The organism is Colwellia sp. F1, from assembly GCF_056238625.1.
In genome coordinates, this window is record NZ_JBWDLI010000005.1 from 21,570 (window position 1) to 37,909 (window position 16,340).

14 protein-coding genes are annotated in these 16,340 nt (G+C 41.9%); 11 read left to right on the forward strand and 3 right to left on the reverse strand.

The genetic code is table 11. The features are described 5' to 3' along the window. Positions 1-74: 74 nt before the first annotated feature. The gene (gene metH, locus AC0UA9_RS05880) at positions 75-3,767 is read right to left on the reverse strand and encodes a methionine synthase (RefSeq protein ID WP_475658262.1); all 3,693 of its coding nucleotides are present in this window, start codon (positions 3,765-3,767) and stop codon (positions 75-77) included. A gap of 53 nt (positions 3,768-3,820) precedes the next feature. Further along, positions 3,821-4,768, reverse strand: a complete 948-nt coding sequence (locus AC0UA9_RS05885) for a homoserine O-succinyltransferase (protein ID WP_475658264.1) — start codon at positions 4,766-4,768, stop codon at positions 3,821-3,823. A gap of 419 nt (positions 4,769-5,187) precedes the next feature. Here AC0UA9_RS05885 and AC0UA9_RS05890 point away from each other — a divergent pair, with 419 nt between their 5' ends. The 11 genes from AC0UA9_RS05890 to AC0UA9_RS05940 all read left to right on the forward strand — a co-directional run bounded on the left by AC0UA9_RS05890 (position 5,188) and on the right by AC0UA9_RS05940 (position 15,050). Next, positions 5,188-6,669, forward strand: coding sequence for a phospholipase D-like domain-containing protein (locus AC0UA9_RS05890; protein ID WP_475658266.1), 1,482 nt, complete (start codon positions 5,188-5,190; stop codon positions 6,667-6,669). A 58-nt stretch (positions 6,670-6,727) separates the two neighbouring features. Further along, positions 6,728-7,375 (forward strand): MarC family NAAT transporter, encoded by a 648-nt coding sequence (locus AC0UA9_RS05895; protein ID WP_475658267.1) that lies wholly within the window; start codon positions 6,728-6,730, stop codon positions 7,373-7,375. A gap of 353 nt (positions 7,376-7,728) precedes the next feature. Then, on the forward strand, positions 7,729-8,634 hold the full coding sequence (locus AC0UA9_RS05900) for an urease accessory protein UreD (RefSeq protein ID WP_475658269.1): 906 nt from the start codon (positions 7,729-7,731) through the stop codon (positions 8,632-8,634). 98 nt (positions 8,635-8,732) lie between these two features. Continuing rightward, on the forward strand, positions 8,733-9,035 hold the full coding sequence (gene ureA / locus AC0UA9_RS05905; protein WP_475658271.1) for an urease subunit gamma: 303 nt from the start codon (positions 8,733-8,735) through the stop codon (positions 9,033-9,035). Between the two features lie 11 nt (positions 9,036-9,046). Continuing rightward, positions 9,047-9,382 (forward strand): urease subunit beta, encoded by a 336-nt coding sequence (locus tag AC0UA9_RS05910; protein ID WP_475658274.1) that lies wholly within the window; start codon positions 9,047-9,049, stop codon positions 9,380-9,382. After that, positions 9,379-11,082: an urease subunit alpha gene (gene ureC / locus AC0UA9_RS05915; protein ID WP_475658278.1), complete on the forward strand. Its 1,704-nt coding sequence runs from the start codon at positions 9,379-9,381 to the stop codon at positions 11,080-11,082. Before AC0UA9_RS05910 ends, ureC begins: the two co-directional genes overlap by 4 nt. A gap of 22 nt (positions 11,083-11,104) precedes the next feature. Then, positions 11,105-11,647, forward strand: coding sequence for an urease accessory protein UreE (gene ureE, locus AC0UA9_RS05920; protein ID WP_475658280.1), 543 nt, complete (start codon positions 11,105-11,107; stop codon positions 11,645-11,647). Next, positions 11,631-12,344: an urease accessory protein UreF gene (locus AC0UA9_RS05925; RefSeq protein WP_475658282.1), complete on the forward strand. Its 714-nt coding sequence runs from the start codon at positions 11,631-11,633 to the stop codon at positions 12,342-12,344. The genes ureE and AC0UA9_RS05925 overlap by 17 nt, the downstream gene beginning before the upstream one ends. Before the next feature lie 31 nt (positions 12,345-12,375). After that, positions 12,376-12,999 carry an urease accessory protein UreG gene (gene ureG, locus AC0UA9_RS05930; RefSeq protein ID WP_475658284.1) on the forward strand — a complete coding sequence of 208 codons (624 nt, stop codon included), beginning with the start codon at positions 12,376-12,378 and terminating at the stop codon, positions 12,997-12,999. Positions 13,000-13,086: 87 nt separating this feature from the next. Next, positions 13,087-13,671, forward strand: a complete 585-nt coding sequence (locus AC0UA9_RS05935; protein ID WP_475658287.1) for a HupE/UreJ family protein — start codon at positions 13,087-13,089, stop codon at positions 13,669-13,671. Between the two features lie 116 nt (positions 13,672-13,787). Continuing rightward, entirely contained in the window at positions 13,788-15,050 is a 1,263-nt protein-coding gene (locus AC0UA9_RS05940) for a RidA family protein (protein ID WP_475658289.1), read from the forward strand. Positions 15,051-15,239: 189 nt separating this feature from the next. On the opposite strand, the gene recA is transcribed toward AC0UA9_RS05940, so the two are convergent. After that, positions 15,240-16,307, reverse strand: coding sequence for a recombinase RecA (recA, locus tag AC0UA9_RS05945; protein WP_475658291.1), 1,068 nt, complete (start codon positions 16,305-16,307; stop codon positions 15,240-15,242). Between the last annotated feature and the right edge of the window lie 33 nt (positions 16,308-16,340).

Genomic DNA, 16,340 nt, shown 5'->3' on the forward strand with positions numbered 1-16,340 from the left:
CTTAGCGGTAGAGACCCAACTTAGTTAGCGAGGTAAGCTTTATGTCGATAAGCTTACCTCTCATTCCTAAATACTTAGTCCGGCTCGTAATCTAAATTAGCCGACAGCCAGCGCTCTGCTTGCTCTAAGGTCATGTTCTTTCGCGCTGCGTAATCAATCACTTGGTCTTTTGCTACCTTGGCAACGGCAAAATATTTAGACTCTGGGTGAGCGAAGTACAAACCACTTACTGCAGCACCTGGGTACATAGCATAACTTGACGTTAACTCCATACCAATGTTTTCTTTGACATTAAGTAACTGCCAAATTAGCCCTTTTTCTGTATGCTCAGGGCACGCGGGATAACCAGGCGCTGGGCGTATTCCTTGATAGCTTTCACGTATTAACGCGTCATTATCAAGATTTTCATCTGGCGCAAAACCCCAATATTCTTTACGTACTTTTTCATGTAAGTATTCGGCTGTTGCTTCTGCTAATCTGTCGGCCACCGCTTTAATTAAAATAGAATTATAAGCATCATGCTCTGCATCAAAGGCTTTTACTAATTCATCAGCACCAAAGCCAGCTGACACAGCAAAGGCACCAATATAGTCATTAATTTGTGAGCCAATTGGTGCAATATAGTCAGCTAAACAGCGGTTAAATTGCCCTGAAGGCTTTTTACTTTGTTGGCGTAATTGCTGAAGCCTCATTAACTTTTCGCTACGACTGTCATCAGTATAAAGTTGAATATCATCTTGGTTAGCATTAGCAGGAAACAGACCGAATACAGCTTTAGCGCAAAGTTTCGAGTTGTTAATAACATCATCTAACATAGCGTTAGCTTCATTAAAGAGTTTGGTTGCCTCAGCCCCAATGACTTCATGTTTTAAAATAAGTGGGTACTTACCCGACATTTGCCAAGTCATAAAAAATGGCGTCCAATCGATGTATTTCCTCACTTCATTCAGGTCAATGTTATCAAGTACCGTTACCCCTAATTTATTGGGTTTAGTTGGCGTGTAATCGTCAAAACTCACCTTGACAGCATTGGCTCGGGCGTCTTCAAGGCTGATTAAACTTGAACGTGGCCCTTTTTTGTAATGGCGAGCACGAACACGTTCATACTCCTCTTTTGTACTCGCAAAATAGGCAGCCTTGTGCTCGTTAGACAACAAGTTACTTACCACTGATACTGCACGAGAGGCATTTGAAACATAAACGACAGGCTCATCGTATTGTGGTTCAATTTTAACGGCGGTATGTGCTTTAGATGTAGTTGCACCACCAATTAACAACGGCAATGTCAATCCAGTGCGCTTCATCTCTTTCGCTACATGCACCATTTCATCTAGCGATGGGGTGATCAAGCCTGACAAACCAATGATATCAACCTTTTTCTCTTCTGCTACCCGTAAAATATCTTCACACGCAACCATGACACCAAGATCTATAATTTCATAGTTATTACACTGCAATACGACGCCGACAATATTTTTACCGATATCATGTACATCCCCTTTGACTGTGGCAAGTAACACTGTGCCATTATTGCTTACATCTGTTTTCCCTTCTTCTATAAAAGGATTTAAATAAGCAACGGCTTGTTTCATTACCCTGGCTGACTTAACCACTTGTGGCAAAAACATTTCGCCAGCACCAAACAGGTCACCAACGGTATTCATCCCCGCCATTAAGGGGCCTTCAATTACATCTAAAGGCTGCTCAGCTGCTAAACGAGCTTCTTCTGTGTCTTCAATAATGTACTCATTAATACCTTTAACTAACGCATGTGCTAATCTTTCATTAATGGGCAGTTCTCGCCATGACAAGTCGGTTTGGGTAGCTTGTCCGCCCGCTTGGCCATGGTATTCTTGAGCAAGATCCAGCAAGCGCTCTGTAGCACCGTCATCACTATTTTGAATAACATCTTCTACCGCTTGTTTTAGCTTTTCAGGTATATCTGAATAAATAGCTAACTGTCCTGCGTTAACTATTCCCATGTCCATACCATTTTTAATGGCGTAATATAAGAATACTGCATGAATCGCTTCACGCACTGGGTTGTTTCCTCTAAACGAGAAAGATACGTTTGATACCCCGCCTGAAATCATAGCGTACGGTAGGTTGTTCTTTATATCGCCCACCGCTTCAATAAAATCTACCGCGTAATTATTATGCTCTTCAATACCTGTAGCTACCGCGAAAATGTTAGGGTCAAAAATAATATCTTCTGGTGGGTAGCCAATTTCATCAACCAATATATGGTAAGCGCGATGACAAATTTCATATTTGCGTTCACGGGTGTCAGCTTGCCCTACTTCATCAAATGCCATAACAATAACGGCTGCGCCATAACGACGAAGCAATTCAGCTTGTTGACGAAATATTTCTTCCCCCTCTTTTAGGCTAATAGAGTTAACAATGCCTTTACCCTGAATACATTTTAGCCCTGCCTCAATAATATCCCACTTAGAAGAGTCGATCATAATGGGCACTTTAGAAATATCAGGTTCACCTGCAATAAGATTTAAAAAACGCACCATAGCCGCTTTTGAATCCAACATGCCTTCATCCATGTTTATATCAATGATCTGCGCACCATTTTCGACTTGCTGCAAAGCTACCGCTATAGCTTTATCATAACTGCCTTCTACAATTAAGCGCTTAAACATAGCCGAGCCTGTAACGTTAGTACGTTCGCCTACGTTAACAAACAGGCTGTCTTCTTGAATGGTTAATGCTTCTAAACCCGACAAACGGCAAGCAATAGGACGAGCTTCAACCTTGCGTGGTTGAATTTTAGCGACCGTGTCTGCCATTCCTTTAGTATGAGCAGGTGTGGTGCCACAACAACCGCCAATAATATTTAAGAAGCCTGACGAAGCCCATTCACCAATGTGAGCATTCATATCTTCCACGCTAAAATCATAACCACCAAAAGCGTTTGGCAAGCCAGCATTAGGGTGGGCAGAAACAGCCACATCACAAATACGGCTTAACTCTTGTACATATTGGCGTAATTCAACTGGGCCTAACGCGCAGTTAAGGCCAAAAGAAATAGGTTTAGCATGGCGTAAGGAGTTATAAAATGCTTCGGTGGTTTGTCCTGATAGCGTACGGCCTGATGCATCGGTAATGGTGCCTGAAATCATCACGGGTAAGCGCACACCGAGCTGTTCAAAAGCTGTTTCTACGGCAAAAATGGCCGCTTTGGCATTAAGTGTGTCAAATATTGTTTCAAGTAGAATAATATCGCAGCCACCTTCAATTAACGCAAGTGTTGACTCAATATACGCCTCTTTTAGCTCATCAAAGGTGACGTTACGAAAAGCAGGGTCATTTACATCAGGAGAAATTGAACAGGTTCGGTTAGTTGGCCCTAAAACCCCAGCAACGAAACGCGGACGCTCTGGCGTTTTTTTCGTGTATTCATCTGCAGCTGCTCGTGCTATTCTCGCAGCTTCTCGGTTAATTTCAGCGCTGTACTCTTGCATGTCGTAGTCGGCCATGGCAATAGTCGTCGCGTTAAAAGTGTTAGTTTCTAGAATATCAGCACCAGCTTCTAAATATTCAAGATGAATTTGTTTTATGATCTCTGGCTGAGTAAGCACTAACATATCGTTATTGCCTTTTACATCCGTATGCCAATCAGCAAACCGCTCGCCTCTAAAGTCTTGCTCTTCAAACTTATAGGCTTGTATCATTGTACCCATAGCGCCATCAAGAATTAAAATATTATTAGCCAGTTGCTGTTCAAGTAAGGCAAATGATGGATGTTTTTTCATGCGTTAACGTTTCCTATGGGTAAATCTTTAAATCAAGTAATAAAGCTACTAGTTTATATAGCTGAATCTGGGTTAATTGCCTTAATATTAGAGGCATCTAATTTATATGGGGTAATTTGATAAACATAATAATTAAGCCAATTAGTAAATAATAAGCTGCCATGGCTACGCCAAGAGCCTACCGGCGCATTTTGTTTATTATCATCCTTGTAGTAGTTTATGGGTATTTCTGTACTACTATCATTTAAACTGTCGCGTAAGAACTCTTCGTGTAAGGTGCAAGTGTCATATTCTGGGTGCCCTGTTAAGTAAACTTGTTGTTTGTTCGCACTGGCCGCTAAATAAACACCGCCTTCTTCAGATTCAGCTAATACTTTTATGTGCGGGATACTTTCATAGTCAGCTTTATCAATGTAACCATAACGTGAATGCGGTACATTAAAATTTTCATCAAAGCCACGTGTTAATTGCTCTTTTTCATCCAGGGTTTTGTGTTTAAATACACCCGACAGCTTATTTTTACGTAAGTGTCTATTTAACCCATAATAATGATAGAGCGCTGCATGTGCTGCCCAACAAGAAAACATAGTTGAAGTAACATTTTTTTTAGCCCAGTCAAATACTTCACAAATTTTATCCCAAAAGGTTACTTGTGAATAATCAAGTAACGCCAGCGGCGCCCCTGTTATAATTAAACCGTCGTACTGTTTGTGCTTTACATCATCAAACAAATGATAAAAGGTGTCTAAATGTTCGGTTGGCGTATTTTTTGATTCATTGGCATTAATACGAATAAATTCAATATTAACCTGTAGCGGTGTGTTTGATAACATTCTTAATATTTGTACTTCAGTTTCTATTTTATTTGGCATTAGATTCAAAATAGCAACTTGCATTGGTCGTATTTCCTGAGAAATAGCACGGTGCTCAGACATTACAAAAATATTTTCTTTATCCAAAATAGAGAGTGCAGGTAATTGATCAGGAATTTTAATGGGCATAACGTACCTATTACGAATAAAAACAAATAAAAATAGTGCAAAACTAGCCTGACAATACTACTTTGATCAATAGATTTGTCAACATCTAAACGTTTAGATGGCTAAATAGTTTATCGTGAATAACTTCTCTGCTTTTAACAAAGATTAATTCCACTCTGGAAATATCACCTAATTAATAAAAGTTGCCTCTGCAACACTTTATATTTTGTCGATAAATTATTGTGATATAAATTCATTATTGTAGCCAATAAAGTGTATGCTTAAACGATACGTTATAAATAGTCATTAACTTTATGAGTACTACCTTCAATAAATATCGAGTGCTAAGGTATGCTAAACGTTATTGCTATATTACACAGTGTTTGTTTATATTAATATTTTTAATATCCATAATATTTGTAATGAAAGGAGGCTCTGGCGTGCTTAGTATTCAGCCTCGAACAGTAACAAACTCACTGAGCATTGAGCAAGCCCAACAAACTCGCTTAGGCGCCGCAATCGCGCCAATGGCAAAGCAACATCCACAGCAAAGTGGCGTCAGATTACTTATCAACCCAAAAGATGCTTTTGCCGCCCGTGTTTTACTAGCGGCTAAAGCGCAAAAGACCCTTGATATACAATACTATATTTGGCAAAAAGACATTACCGGTGCCTTGCTGTTTGAGGCAATAACCGCGGCGTCGCAACGAGGCGTGCGTGTGCGACTTTTATTAGATGATAATGGTATCTCTGGACTTGATGAGGTTTTAGCTTCGATAGATAGACTAGAGAATGTTGAAATACGCCTTTTTAACCCTTTTACACAACGCCGCTTCAAATGGCTAGGTTTTATTACTGATTTTTCTAGGGTCAACCGGCGCATGCACAACAAGTCATTTACTGTAGATAACAGTGTCACTGTCATTGGTGGCCGCAATATTGGCGATGGCTACTTTGGGGCAACGAGTGGTTTATTAAGACAGGATCTTGATGTTGTCGCCATTGGCAGCGTTGTTAACCAAGTTTCCCTTGATTTTGATAAATACTGGTCAAGTGCCTCAGCCTTTCCAGTGAAAAACGTAGTGAAATCTTCAAAAAAGAGTACATACACCACTTTAGAATATATGCCCAGCCAGGTTACAAACCCAAAGCGAAGCGTTTACCTAAAAGCATTAAAACGCTCATCTCTCGTAACCTTGTTATTGGCAAATGAGCTTTCATTTGACTGGAAAAAAACGCGGATGATTAGCGATAGCCCCAGCAAAGGGTTAGCTCAACACACTAAACATAACCTACTATTTTATAAACTAAGGCAAATAATAGGTCACCCTCGTTCGTCCCTGTTACTGGTAACACCCTACTTTGTGCCAACTAAAGCAGGGGTTAACGCCTTTATAGAGCTCGCTAACCAAGGCATTTCCATCAATATTTTAACCAACTCAATGGAGGCTACCGATGTTTTGCCTGTCCATTCGGGGTATGCTAAACACCGGAAATCCCTGCTCAACGCAGGGGTTAACTTGTATGAGTTGCGCGCAAGTGCTGAGCACCATGACGGTAATCTAAAAAAACTAGGTTTATTTGGTAGCTCGGCATCAAGCTTACACGCCAAAACTTTTACAATTGATTCACAAACACTCTTTGTTGGTTCATTTAACTTTGATCCTCGTTCAATGCACCTAAATACAGAGTTAGGTTTTGTGATTGAAAGCCCTAAGCTTGTCAACCAAGTTGAACAAGAATTTTATCAACACGCGAGACAAACAGCCTATCAGTTGAGCCTAGATAAACACGATAACATTATTTGGATAGAAACAAACGGTAATACACAAACCATTCACACTACAGAACCAGGCATGACAATAGTTTCACGTGCCGCTTTATCAATACTCAGCATTTTACCTATTGATTGGTTATTATAACTAACTGTTAATAAGCTAATAATAGCGTTAATTATTGTTGAGCTACACCGGAGTTATTATGGAACAAGCGCAAGCAAATTTAACTTATATTTTATTGGTGGTAGCAACCTTAATCCCCATTGCTAACCCATTTGTAACGGCACCAATATTTTTATCACTCACTGCTAGTTTTTCTAAACATGAGCGACAAAAAACTGCCAATTTAGCGGCGATATATTTTTTCATATTTTTAACCGTGTTTTTATTATTTGGTGCCTATTTACTTGATTTTTTTGGTATTCAATTCAGCTCACTGCGCGTTGCTGGGGGCCTTATAATAGGCTACCTTGGTTTTAAAATGTTATTCCCAGCGCCTGATATTATGTACGACGACAAAGAACCCACAACATGCGCAAAAGATATTGCATTCATCCCAATATCTATGCCTTATATGAGCGGACCTGGCTCAATATCCGTTGTTATTACTATGGCAGCTCAAATTAATACAGCAGAAACTTTACGAGATGAAATGTTCGGTTATGCCATGGTTATTTGTGGTATTGCAATTTCTGCATTCTTTGCATGGTTGGTACTTAGAGGCGCACCTAAAGTCGTTAAATTTATGGGTGCTAATGGTATTATCGCGATGACCAAAATAATGGGGTTCTTTCTAATAGGTATCGGCGTAGATATGGTCTTAGACACCATGATACAGCTGTTCAAATAGAAATATAGCGAGCTATTCTTAACAGTTAGCGATTATATAACCAACTAAATATAGGTCGCTTAATTTAAATTACTCAACGCACATATACTGGACGGCAAAAGTGCAATAAAAAATACCTGACTAAGGAGTGCTTCTCACTGTCACTGTCACTGTCACTGAATTATCCCCCTATAAATATATTAAAAAAAATATTGTTTTTGTCCAAAAACAAACTAAACTAGTTAGATATAAATGTCTATGAAACGTGCCTATACCTTAGGATTCATTCAAAGTTTCTTTGCGTCAAATATATATAACAATTCAGAGCTTGATTCCTTTGTTTTATCTTTAGAACAAAAAAGAGTATTTGTTAAATGACCACTTTTTCTACCATCGTTTTACCGCAACAAAAAGTTGTGCCATATTCTGGACACCAGTTTGATGCCAACCGTCACTGGGCTGCTTCTTTGTCCTTGGGCTTTTGTAAAGCCGGTGTTCCTGGTGCCACTCGTATGAATAGTGCTCGTCACTATGGGCCATTACGCGTTCAAAGACCTTTTTATCCAGAAGGTCGCGAGGGTTGTTGCCATGTATATATATTGCATCCACCCGGTGGCTTAGTTAGCGGTGACTCACTCAATATAGATGTCACCGTGGCCGACAACGCCCACACCTTAATTACCACACCATCAGCCAACAAGCTGTATAAAGCTGATAGTTATGGCGTAGCTTGGAGCCAAAATACAAGTTTAAAAGTTGCTGAAGGAGCCACCTTAGAGTGGTTACCCCAAGAATCTATTGCTTTTGACGGTTCACATGGTGAGCAAACGTTTAACATTGAATTGGCTGATAATGCAAAATGCTTAGGCTGGGAAATTCTTTGCCTTGGTCGACCGGCTAGCTATTTACCTTTTGCCAGTGGTCACCTTAAGCAGCGTTTTGAACTCAGCCGTAATGGCCAACCACTGTGGCTAGAGCGACAGTACTTAGATCCAAATCACCCACGCTTTACTGGAAAATGGGGCCAAGGTGGGTCAACCGTACATGCTACTTTGTGGACAGTAGGTCTTAGTCAACCCAATGAAGCGATAGCTGCACTGCGAAAAAATTTACCTGCGGCGAATAATTGGGCGGTTACCTATCGTCGCGGCGTACTGCTATTGCGATATATTGGTGATGATCGTAATCAAGTGTGGGATTTGTTTCAACAAGCGCGGGATATTCTGCGACCTATATTAACCGGAGTTAAGGCTACTGTGCCTAGAATTTGGTTGACCTAACTTATTGAGCTTTGGCATTACCAGGCTGCATAGCAAATATATCTGTGCCTATATTGCATAGATTAACAATCAAACAACGTTGAGGTATGGAGTTAACGATGGAATTGACACCTAGAGATAAAGATAAATTAATGCTATTTACTGCAGGTTTACTTGCAGAGCGACGTAAGGCCAAAGGTCTTAAACTTAACTACCCAGAATCAATAGCCCTCATTAGTTGCGCCATTATGGAAGGTGCTCGTGAAGGCCGCACAGTGGCTGAAATGATGAGCGCAGGCCGAGAGATTTTGACCCGCGATGACGTCATGGACGGTATTGCTGAAATGGTTCAATCGGTTCAGGTTGAAGCTACTTTCCCCGATGGTACCAAACTGGTCACTGTCCATAACCCAATTGTTTAAGGAACTAAATCATGATTCCTGGTGAATACCAACTACAAAATGGTGACATTGAACTATGCGTCGGCCGTGAAAGCATTTCTATTAATGTTGACAACACTGGTGATCGCGCCGTACAGGTCGGTTCTCATTATCATTTTGCCGAAACGAACTCTGCACTGCGATTTGATCGTAAACAAGCTTATGGCTACCGTTTAGCGATTGCTGCTGGTTTGTCGATTCGTTTTGAACCTGGACAAAGTCGAGCAGTGTCATTAATCCCATATTCAGGATCACGTAGACTCTATGGTTTTCGTGGCGAGGTAATGGGTTCATTGGATCAGCCTTTACCCCCGGAGGAAACAACATGAAAATTTCACGACAAGCCTATGCTGATCTGTATGGACCTACCACTGGGGATAGGATCCGACTAGGTGATACTGAACTCTGGGTAGAGATAGAAAAAGACCATACCCATTATGGTGAAGAAGTTGTCTTCGGTGGTGGAAAAGTTATTCGTGATGGCATGGGTCAAAGCCAACGCTGCGATGATACCGTAATGGATACCGTGATCACCAACACCATTATCATTGACTGGTGGGGCATAGTAAAGGCTGATGTTGGTTTGAAAAACGGTCGCATCGCTGCCATTGGTAAAGCTGGGAATCCGGATACCCAACCTGACATTGACATTGTTATCGGCCCCGGTACCGAAATTATAGCAGGTGAAGGCCAAATTCTTACTGCTGGTGGAGTCGATACCCACGTTCACTATATTTGTCCACAACAGGTAGACGAAGCACTAATGAGTGGGTTAACCACCCTGATTGGCGGTGGTACCGGTCCAGCTACTGGTTCGGTTGCCACTACCCATACGCCTGGCCCTTGGCACCTGGGTACAATGATGCAGGCCGTGGATGATTTACCGATCAATATTGGGTTCCTCGGAAAAGGCAGTGCAAGTACACCGGCAGCGCTAGAGCAACAAGTTAAAGCTGGGGCGATGAGTCTAAAAATTCACGAAGATTGGGGTGCAACACCGGCCACTATTAGTAATGCATTAGATGTAGCCGATCGTTATGATATACAGATCGCTATTCATGCAGATAGCTTAAACGAGTCAGGTTTTGTGCAAGATACTATAGCGGCGTTTAAAGGCCGTTGTATTCACACCTATCACACAGAAGGTGCTGGGGGGGGACATGCGCCTGATATCATCGTCGCCTGTGCTATGCCTAATGTACTCCCCTCATCCACTAATCCGACTCGGCCTTACACCATTAACACCGTTGATGAACACCTCGATATGTTGATGGAGTGTCACCATCTTGATCCAAACATTCCAGAAGATGTTGCTTTTGCCGACTCACGCATTCGCCGTGAAACAATCGCAGCCGAAGATATCCTCCACGACATGGGGGTGATTTCAATGATGTCTTCTGACTCTCAAGCGATGGGTCGCATTGGTGAAGTGGTCTGTCGCACTTGGCAAACAGCGCACAAAATGCGTCTGCAACGTGGTCTATTAACAGAAGATAAAGCACGCGGCACCGATAATTTTCGCGCTAAACGTTACATCGCAAAATATACTATCAACCCAGCAATTACTCACGGTATCAGCCATGAAGTAGGTTCAATCGAAGTGGGTAAACTGGCCGATTTAGTCTTATGGAAACCAGCGTTTTTTGGTGTTAAACCCTCTATCATTATTAAAGGCGGCATGATTGCCGGAGCCGCTATGGGCGACCCTAACGCAGCCATTTCGACACCTCAACCTGTACATTATCGCCGTATGTTCGGCGCCTTAGGCAGAGCTGCTGCTACAACACGCATGACCTTTGTCAGTCAAGCCGCGATCAACACCGGTTTGGAAGAAAAGCTTGGGCTTAAAAGTCAATTAGTCGCGGTTAAGAATGTTCGACATGTAAACAAGAGCGATATGAAGCTGAACGATGCTTGCCCTGATCTTACTGTCGACTCTCAAAGCTATGAAGTACACGCTGATGGCCTATTACTGACCTGTGAGCCTTCAACTGAGTTACCGTTAGCTCAACGTTACCACCTGTTTTAAAACCGTTTTAAGGACTTTGAAAATGCTTAAATTAACACAGAGAATCGATGGTAATAACCAAGCCGATGCGCACGACACTCTGACCTTAGCGTACGAACTACGTATCCGCGGGCGCTTACGCGCTGTCACTGACAACGGTGTCGAAGTCGGTTTATTCCTCGACCGCGGTCCGGTTTTGCGTCATGGCGATCTACTGCGCGCTAGTAGCGGTGAAATAATCCGCATTAATGCCGCTGATGAGCCAGTAACCACAGCATATATCGACAAGGGTTTGCCGTTAGCTCGACTGTGCTATCACTTGGGTAATCGCCATGTTTCTCTTGCTATTGGCATAAATGCAGACGATCGTCACTGGGTGCGTTTTCCGCCAGATCATGTCTTGGAAGAATTAGCCGTACTTTTAGGCGCAACCCTTGAGCATCATGAGGCACCATTTGATCCTGAGTCTGGTGCCTATGCGCATGCGGGCCGCGAACATGCACACAGTCATGAACACAGTCATGAACACACGCATAATGATAACCCTATTCATAATCATAGTGATGAACATGACCACTCATACTAACAACCAAGCAACTATGCCCAGCGATTTGGCGTTACTGGGGCTAATGCAACTAGTAAGTCCGGCACTACCAATTGGTGGTTTCGCTTGGTCACAGGGGTTAGAAAGCGCATTTGAGTTGGGGTGGGTGCGCAATGAACAAGAGTTAGCCGCCTGGCTTGAGGGGGTGCTTGACGATGGCATAGCTCGATGTGAACTCCCTTTACTTGCACGTTTACAAAATTGCTGGGCAAATGGCGATAGCAAAGGCCTCTCATATTGGAATGAATGGTTACATGCTAACCGAGAGACCGCCGAGCTTAGCGATGAAGACACACGACTAGGCTTAGCACTATTACGATTGCTCACCAATTTAACACTGCAACCACAACAAGAAAAAGGCCACGCACAATTACCGCACGAGCCTGCTTATGTAACCGTGTTTGCTTGGGTGGCACAACAACGCAATATTTCTGTACGCCAAAGCTTACTCGGTTTTGCATGGAGCTGGCTGGAGAATCAGCTTGCTGTTGCATGCAAAGCAATGCCATTAGGGCATACCGCTGCGCAAAGGTTAATAGAACAATTACGGCCAAAATTAGTGCGTTCAATAAACACGGCGCTGGCTTTAAACGATGACCAATTAGGGGCAATTCTGCCAGGTTTAGCGTTAGGTAGTGCCCAACATGAAACCCAATACTCAAGATTATTTCGAAGCTAATTAGCTTCCATTTCACAAAAGGAACAGCTTAATGAAACATTGTTTACGTGTAGGCGTTGGCGGCCCAGTTGGCTCTGGAAAAACAGCCTTACTGCGCCAGTTATGTAAAGCCTTAAAAGATCACTACGATATTGCCGTTGTTACTAACGATATATACACCCGTGAAGATGCTGACTTTTTGCTCAAACATGATGCACTGCCTGCTGATCGGATTTTGGGGGTAGAGACAGGCGGTTGCCCACACACCGCCATCCGTGAAGATGCCTCGATGAATTTAGCCGCCATTGACGATTTACAAACTCGTCATCCAAACTTAGAGCTAGTGTTAGTAGAATCAGGCGGTGACAACTTAGCCGCCACATTCAGCCCAGAGCTTTCTGATCTAACTTTGTATGTAATTGACGTTTCTGCCGGGGATAAAATTCCGCGTAAAGGAGGCCCTGGCATTACTAAGTCTGATTTATTGATAATCAACAAAATTGACATTGCCGAATATGTACATGCCTCATTAGAAGTGATGGAGCGAGACTCCAAAAAAATGCGTGGTGAGCGCCCATTTATTTTTGCCAACCTTTATGACGGTGTTGGCGTTGAAGCGATAATCAGCTTCATTCTAAAACAGGGAATGTTGCCCGAGCGCAGACCCGGAAAATAAGCAGTACCAAAGCAACGGTTACCCCCTTAATTAAAAGAAAACTGTTAAATACCAATCTACACACAAAAAATACCAACGGAGTACAAGATGAAAATAATTACAAAATTGCTTATGGCTGTAGGCTTAATGTTAACTACTACCGCCGTTTTAGCACACCCTGGACATGGTACAGCTATTCATAGTGACTTTCTTAGTGGGTTGTTACACCCAATGATGGGGCTTGACCATATGTTGGCAATGGCCGCTATCGGGTTTTGGAGTGTCCGCCAAAATGTTTCGATGAAACGCGATGCCCCATTATTTGTTATTGGTGGCATGATACTGGGCGCAGCAATTGCTTTTTCTGGTATCAGCATAGTCGGCGTAGAAACAGGCATAGCTATGTCAATATTACTGATGGGTATACTCATCGCTACGATGACAAAATTGTCTACCGCTATTGGTGGTACGCTTGTTGTATTGTTCATGATCACACATGGCTATGCACACGGTGCTGAAATGACCCAAGGCGCAAGTTTACTAGCCTATATGGCTGGCTTTATAATCGCTACGTTAGCGATTACCTTCTTAGGTCGTTACTTAGGTACTATTACGCTTAGTGCTAATAACCGCGTAACCAGAAGTTTAGGTGTAGTTATTGCGGCAATTGGCCTAGCATTTACCGCAGCTTAACTAACAATATATAGGTAAAAGTGTATCGCTAACAGCGTGGGTAAAGTAACAATTAAGTTTACATTCACAGGTGCTTTACCCCACGCATACGTATTAAACATCACAGGTATATCAATATGAGTGACAATATCATAAAGCTTTCAAGAAACACAGAAAATGCCCCTATGAGTGTAGTATCGACACAAACCGTCGCTTTTTCTCATTACAATAATATTTCAGCACAATTACCGATAGATCCAAAAACGGGGACAATAGTCTCTGGGGATATAAGCACACAAGCAACACAGTGCTTAGCCAATATTAAAGCTATCGTTGAAAGTACCGATCATGTTATGGACGATGTTATCAAAATAACTGTATTTTTAAAAAATATTTCAGACAGTGACGCAGTAGATGCTGTGTATGCAAAGTTTTTTAACAACTATCTACCGACAAGAACAATAATAGCTGTTGCAGACCTACCTTTAAATGACGCTTTACTACAAATAGATGCGCTCATTTCAAACGGAGAAGGCACTCAGCCACAGACACCTTGTGATCTTAAAAAAGTGGCAGTAAATACTGATAATGCACCAAGAAGCTCAATTTCTACACAAACAGTCGCATTTTCTCATTACAACAATATCTCAGGCCAACTACCTATTGACCCTAAAACGGGAAAAAAGATAGCTGGTGGAATAAAAGAGCAAACTGCACAGTGCCTTAAAAATATTAAGGCTATTTTAACAAGTATCGACGTGCCGTTTGACGATATAGTTAAAACAACCCTCTTCATTAATAAGCTCTCAGATATCGATGTCGTCAATGAAGTCTATAGCACCTTCTTCCCTGACTCAGCCATTGCTAGAACAGCCGGTTATGTGCCAGCTCGAACGACTGTTGTGGTGTCGGCTTTACCGCTCGATGCTTTGGTGCAAATAGATGCTGTTGTGTCACATGGGGACGGCACACCGCCACAAGCTGTTGAAGATAGACACGGAATTGTTATAAAAGCGAATAATACACCAAGTGCACCAAAAAGTGCTTACGCTACACAAACAGTGGCTTTTTCGCACTATAATCATATTTCTGGGCAGTTACCTATCAACCCAAAAACAAATGAAAAAGTAGTAGGTGGTATTAAAGAGCAGACTGCACAGTGTCTAGAAAACATTAAAACTATTTTAGAAAGCATTGAGCACGTTATGGACGACATAGTAAAGGTAAATATTCAGGTGAGAAATGCTGCTGATATTGATGCAGTAAATGAAATTCTGACTACGTTTTTCAAACACGAACTTCCTGCCAGTACTATTATAGGAGTAACTGATATTGCTCTAGATGCTTTGGTACAAATTGATGCAGTTGTTTCTAACGGTGAGGGTACACCACCAAAATAAAAGTAGTGCTGTATTTTAGCATTTGAAGTTTGTCTTACGGGAAAATAAAATCAGTTAGTGAACGTATTTTTACCAATGTATTTAGTTTAGCGCGGTGATCTCATAAGATTACCGCGCTGTGCTTTTCGTATCAGTAGTCGGCAAGAAACACCGCAAGCTAAGTAGCGTTTAGCTTATCTTATGCCAACCTTATTCTTCAAGAATTTTTGTATCCGCTTTGGCTGCTGATTTAGTGTCAACTCCGGCTTCAGCATTTTGTGCTTCAATACTTTTAGTCAAAAACATGTCACGTAATTTAGCGTCGACATCTTTCGCCATCTCTGGGTTTTCTTCCAGATATTTTGCCGCATTTGCTTTACCTTGACCAATACGCTCACCATTACAACTATACCAAGCACCTGCTTTTTCAACAAAGCCATTTTTAACACCTAGGTCAATCAACTCACCTAAACTGTTTATACCTTGCCCGTATAAAATTTGAAACTCTGCTTGTTTAAACGGGGGGGCTATTTTGTTTTTGACTACTTTAACACGGGTTTCATTACCGACAATTTCATCACCATTTTTAACGGCACCTATACGACGAATATCTAAACGGACTGAGGCATAGAATTTTAACGCATTACCACCGGTTGTTGTTTCAGGGTTACCAAACATCACACCAATTTTCATACGAATTTGGTTAATAAAAATTAACATCGTATTAGATTTTTTCAAGTTACTGGTAAGTTTACGCATGGCTTGCGACAACATTCGTGCCTGAAGCCCCATGTGTGAGTCACCCATGTCTCCTTCAATTTCAGCCTTTGGCGTTAGTGCCGCTACTGAGTCAACCACAATAATATCAATAGCGCCAGAGCGTGTTAACATGTCACAAATTTCTAATGCTTGCTCACCAGTATCGGGTTGTGATACGAGTAGTTCATTTATATTTACGCCAAGCTTTTCGGCATAAATGGGATCAAGTGCGTGCTCAGCATCAACAAAAGCACACACTTTCCCTTCACGTTGTGCTTGTGCAATAACCTCTAGCGTTAACGTTGTTTTACCACTTGATTCTGGCCCATATATCTCAACAACACGACCAAAAGGTAAACCACCAGCACCAAGAGCAATATCCAAGCTTAACGAGCCAGTAGAAATGGTCTCTACGTCCATTGTGGTATTGTCACCCAGTTTCATAATTGACCCTTTACCAAATTGTCTTTCTATTTGGCCTAAGGCTGCTTCTAATGCTTTTGCTTTATCGTCTTTCATAGTTTACTCCGCTAATCGGGTCTGTGATTTTGT

Excerpts from the sequence above, each read along its gene's own strand:
- ureG (WP_475658284.1), top strand. The coding sequence starts at position 12,376 with ATGAAACATTGTTTACGTGTAGGCGTTGGCGGCCCAGTTGGCTCTGGA.
- AC0UA9_RS05940 (WP_475658289.1), top strand. The coding sequence starts at position 13,788 with ATGAGTGACAATATCATAAAGCTTTCAAGAAACACAGAAAATGCCCCT.
- metH (WP_475658262.1), bottom strand. The coding sequence starts at position 3,767 with ATGAAAAAACATCCATCATTTGCCTTACTTGAACAGCAACTGGCTAAT.
- AC0UA9_RS05885 (WP_475658264.1), bottom strand. The coding sequence starts at position 4,768 with ATGCCCATTAAAATTCCTGATCAATTACCTGCACTCTCTATTTTGGAT.
- AC0UA9_RS05925 (WP_475658282.1), top strand. The coding sequence starts at position 11,631 with ATGACCACTCATACTAACAACCAAGCAACTATGCCCAGCGATTTGGCG.
- AC0UA9_RS05895 (WP_475658267.1), top strand. The coding sequence starts at position 6,728 with ATGGAACAAGCGCAAGCAAATTTAACTTATATTTTATTGGTGGTAGCA.
- ureA (WP_475658271.1), top strand. The coding sequence starts at position 8,733 with ATGGAATTGACACCTAGAGATAAAGATAAATTAATGCTATTTACTGCA.
- AC0UA9_RS05900 (WP_475658269.1), top strand. The coding sequence starts at position 7,729 with ATGACCACTTTTTCTACCATCGTTTTACCGCAACAAAAAGTTGTGCCA.
- recA (WP_475658291.1), bottom strand. The coding sequence starts at position 16,307 with ATGAAAGACGATAAAGCAAAAGCATTAGAAGCAGCCTTAGGCCAAATA.
- ureE (WP_475658280.1), top strand. The coding sequence starts at position 11,105 with ATGCTTAAATTAACACAGAGAATCGATGGTAATAACCAAGCCGATGCG.
- AC0UA9_RS05935 (WP_475658287.1), top strand. The coding sequence starts at position 13,087 with ATGAAAATAATTACAAAATTGCTTATGGCTGTAGGCTTAATGTTAACT.
- AC0UA9_RS05910 (WP_475658274.1), top strand. The coding sequence starts at position 9,047 with ATGATTCCTGGTGAATACCAACTACAAAATGGTGACATTGAACTATGC.
- ureC (WP_475658278.1), top strand. The coding sequence starts at position 9,379 with ATGAAAATTTCACGACAAGCCTATGCTGATCTGTATGGACCTACCACT.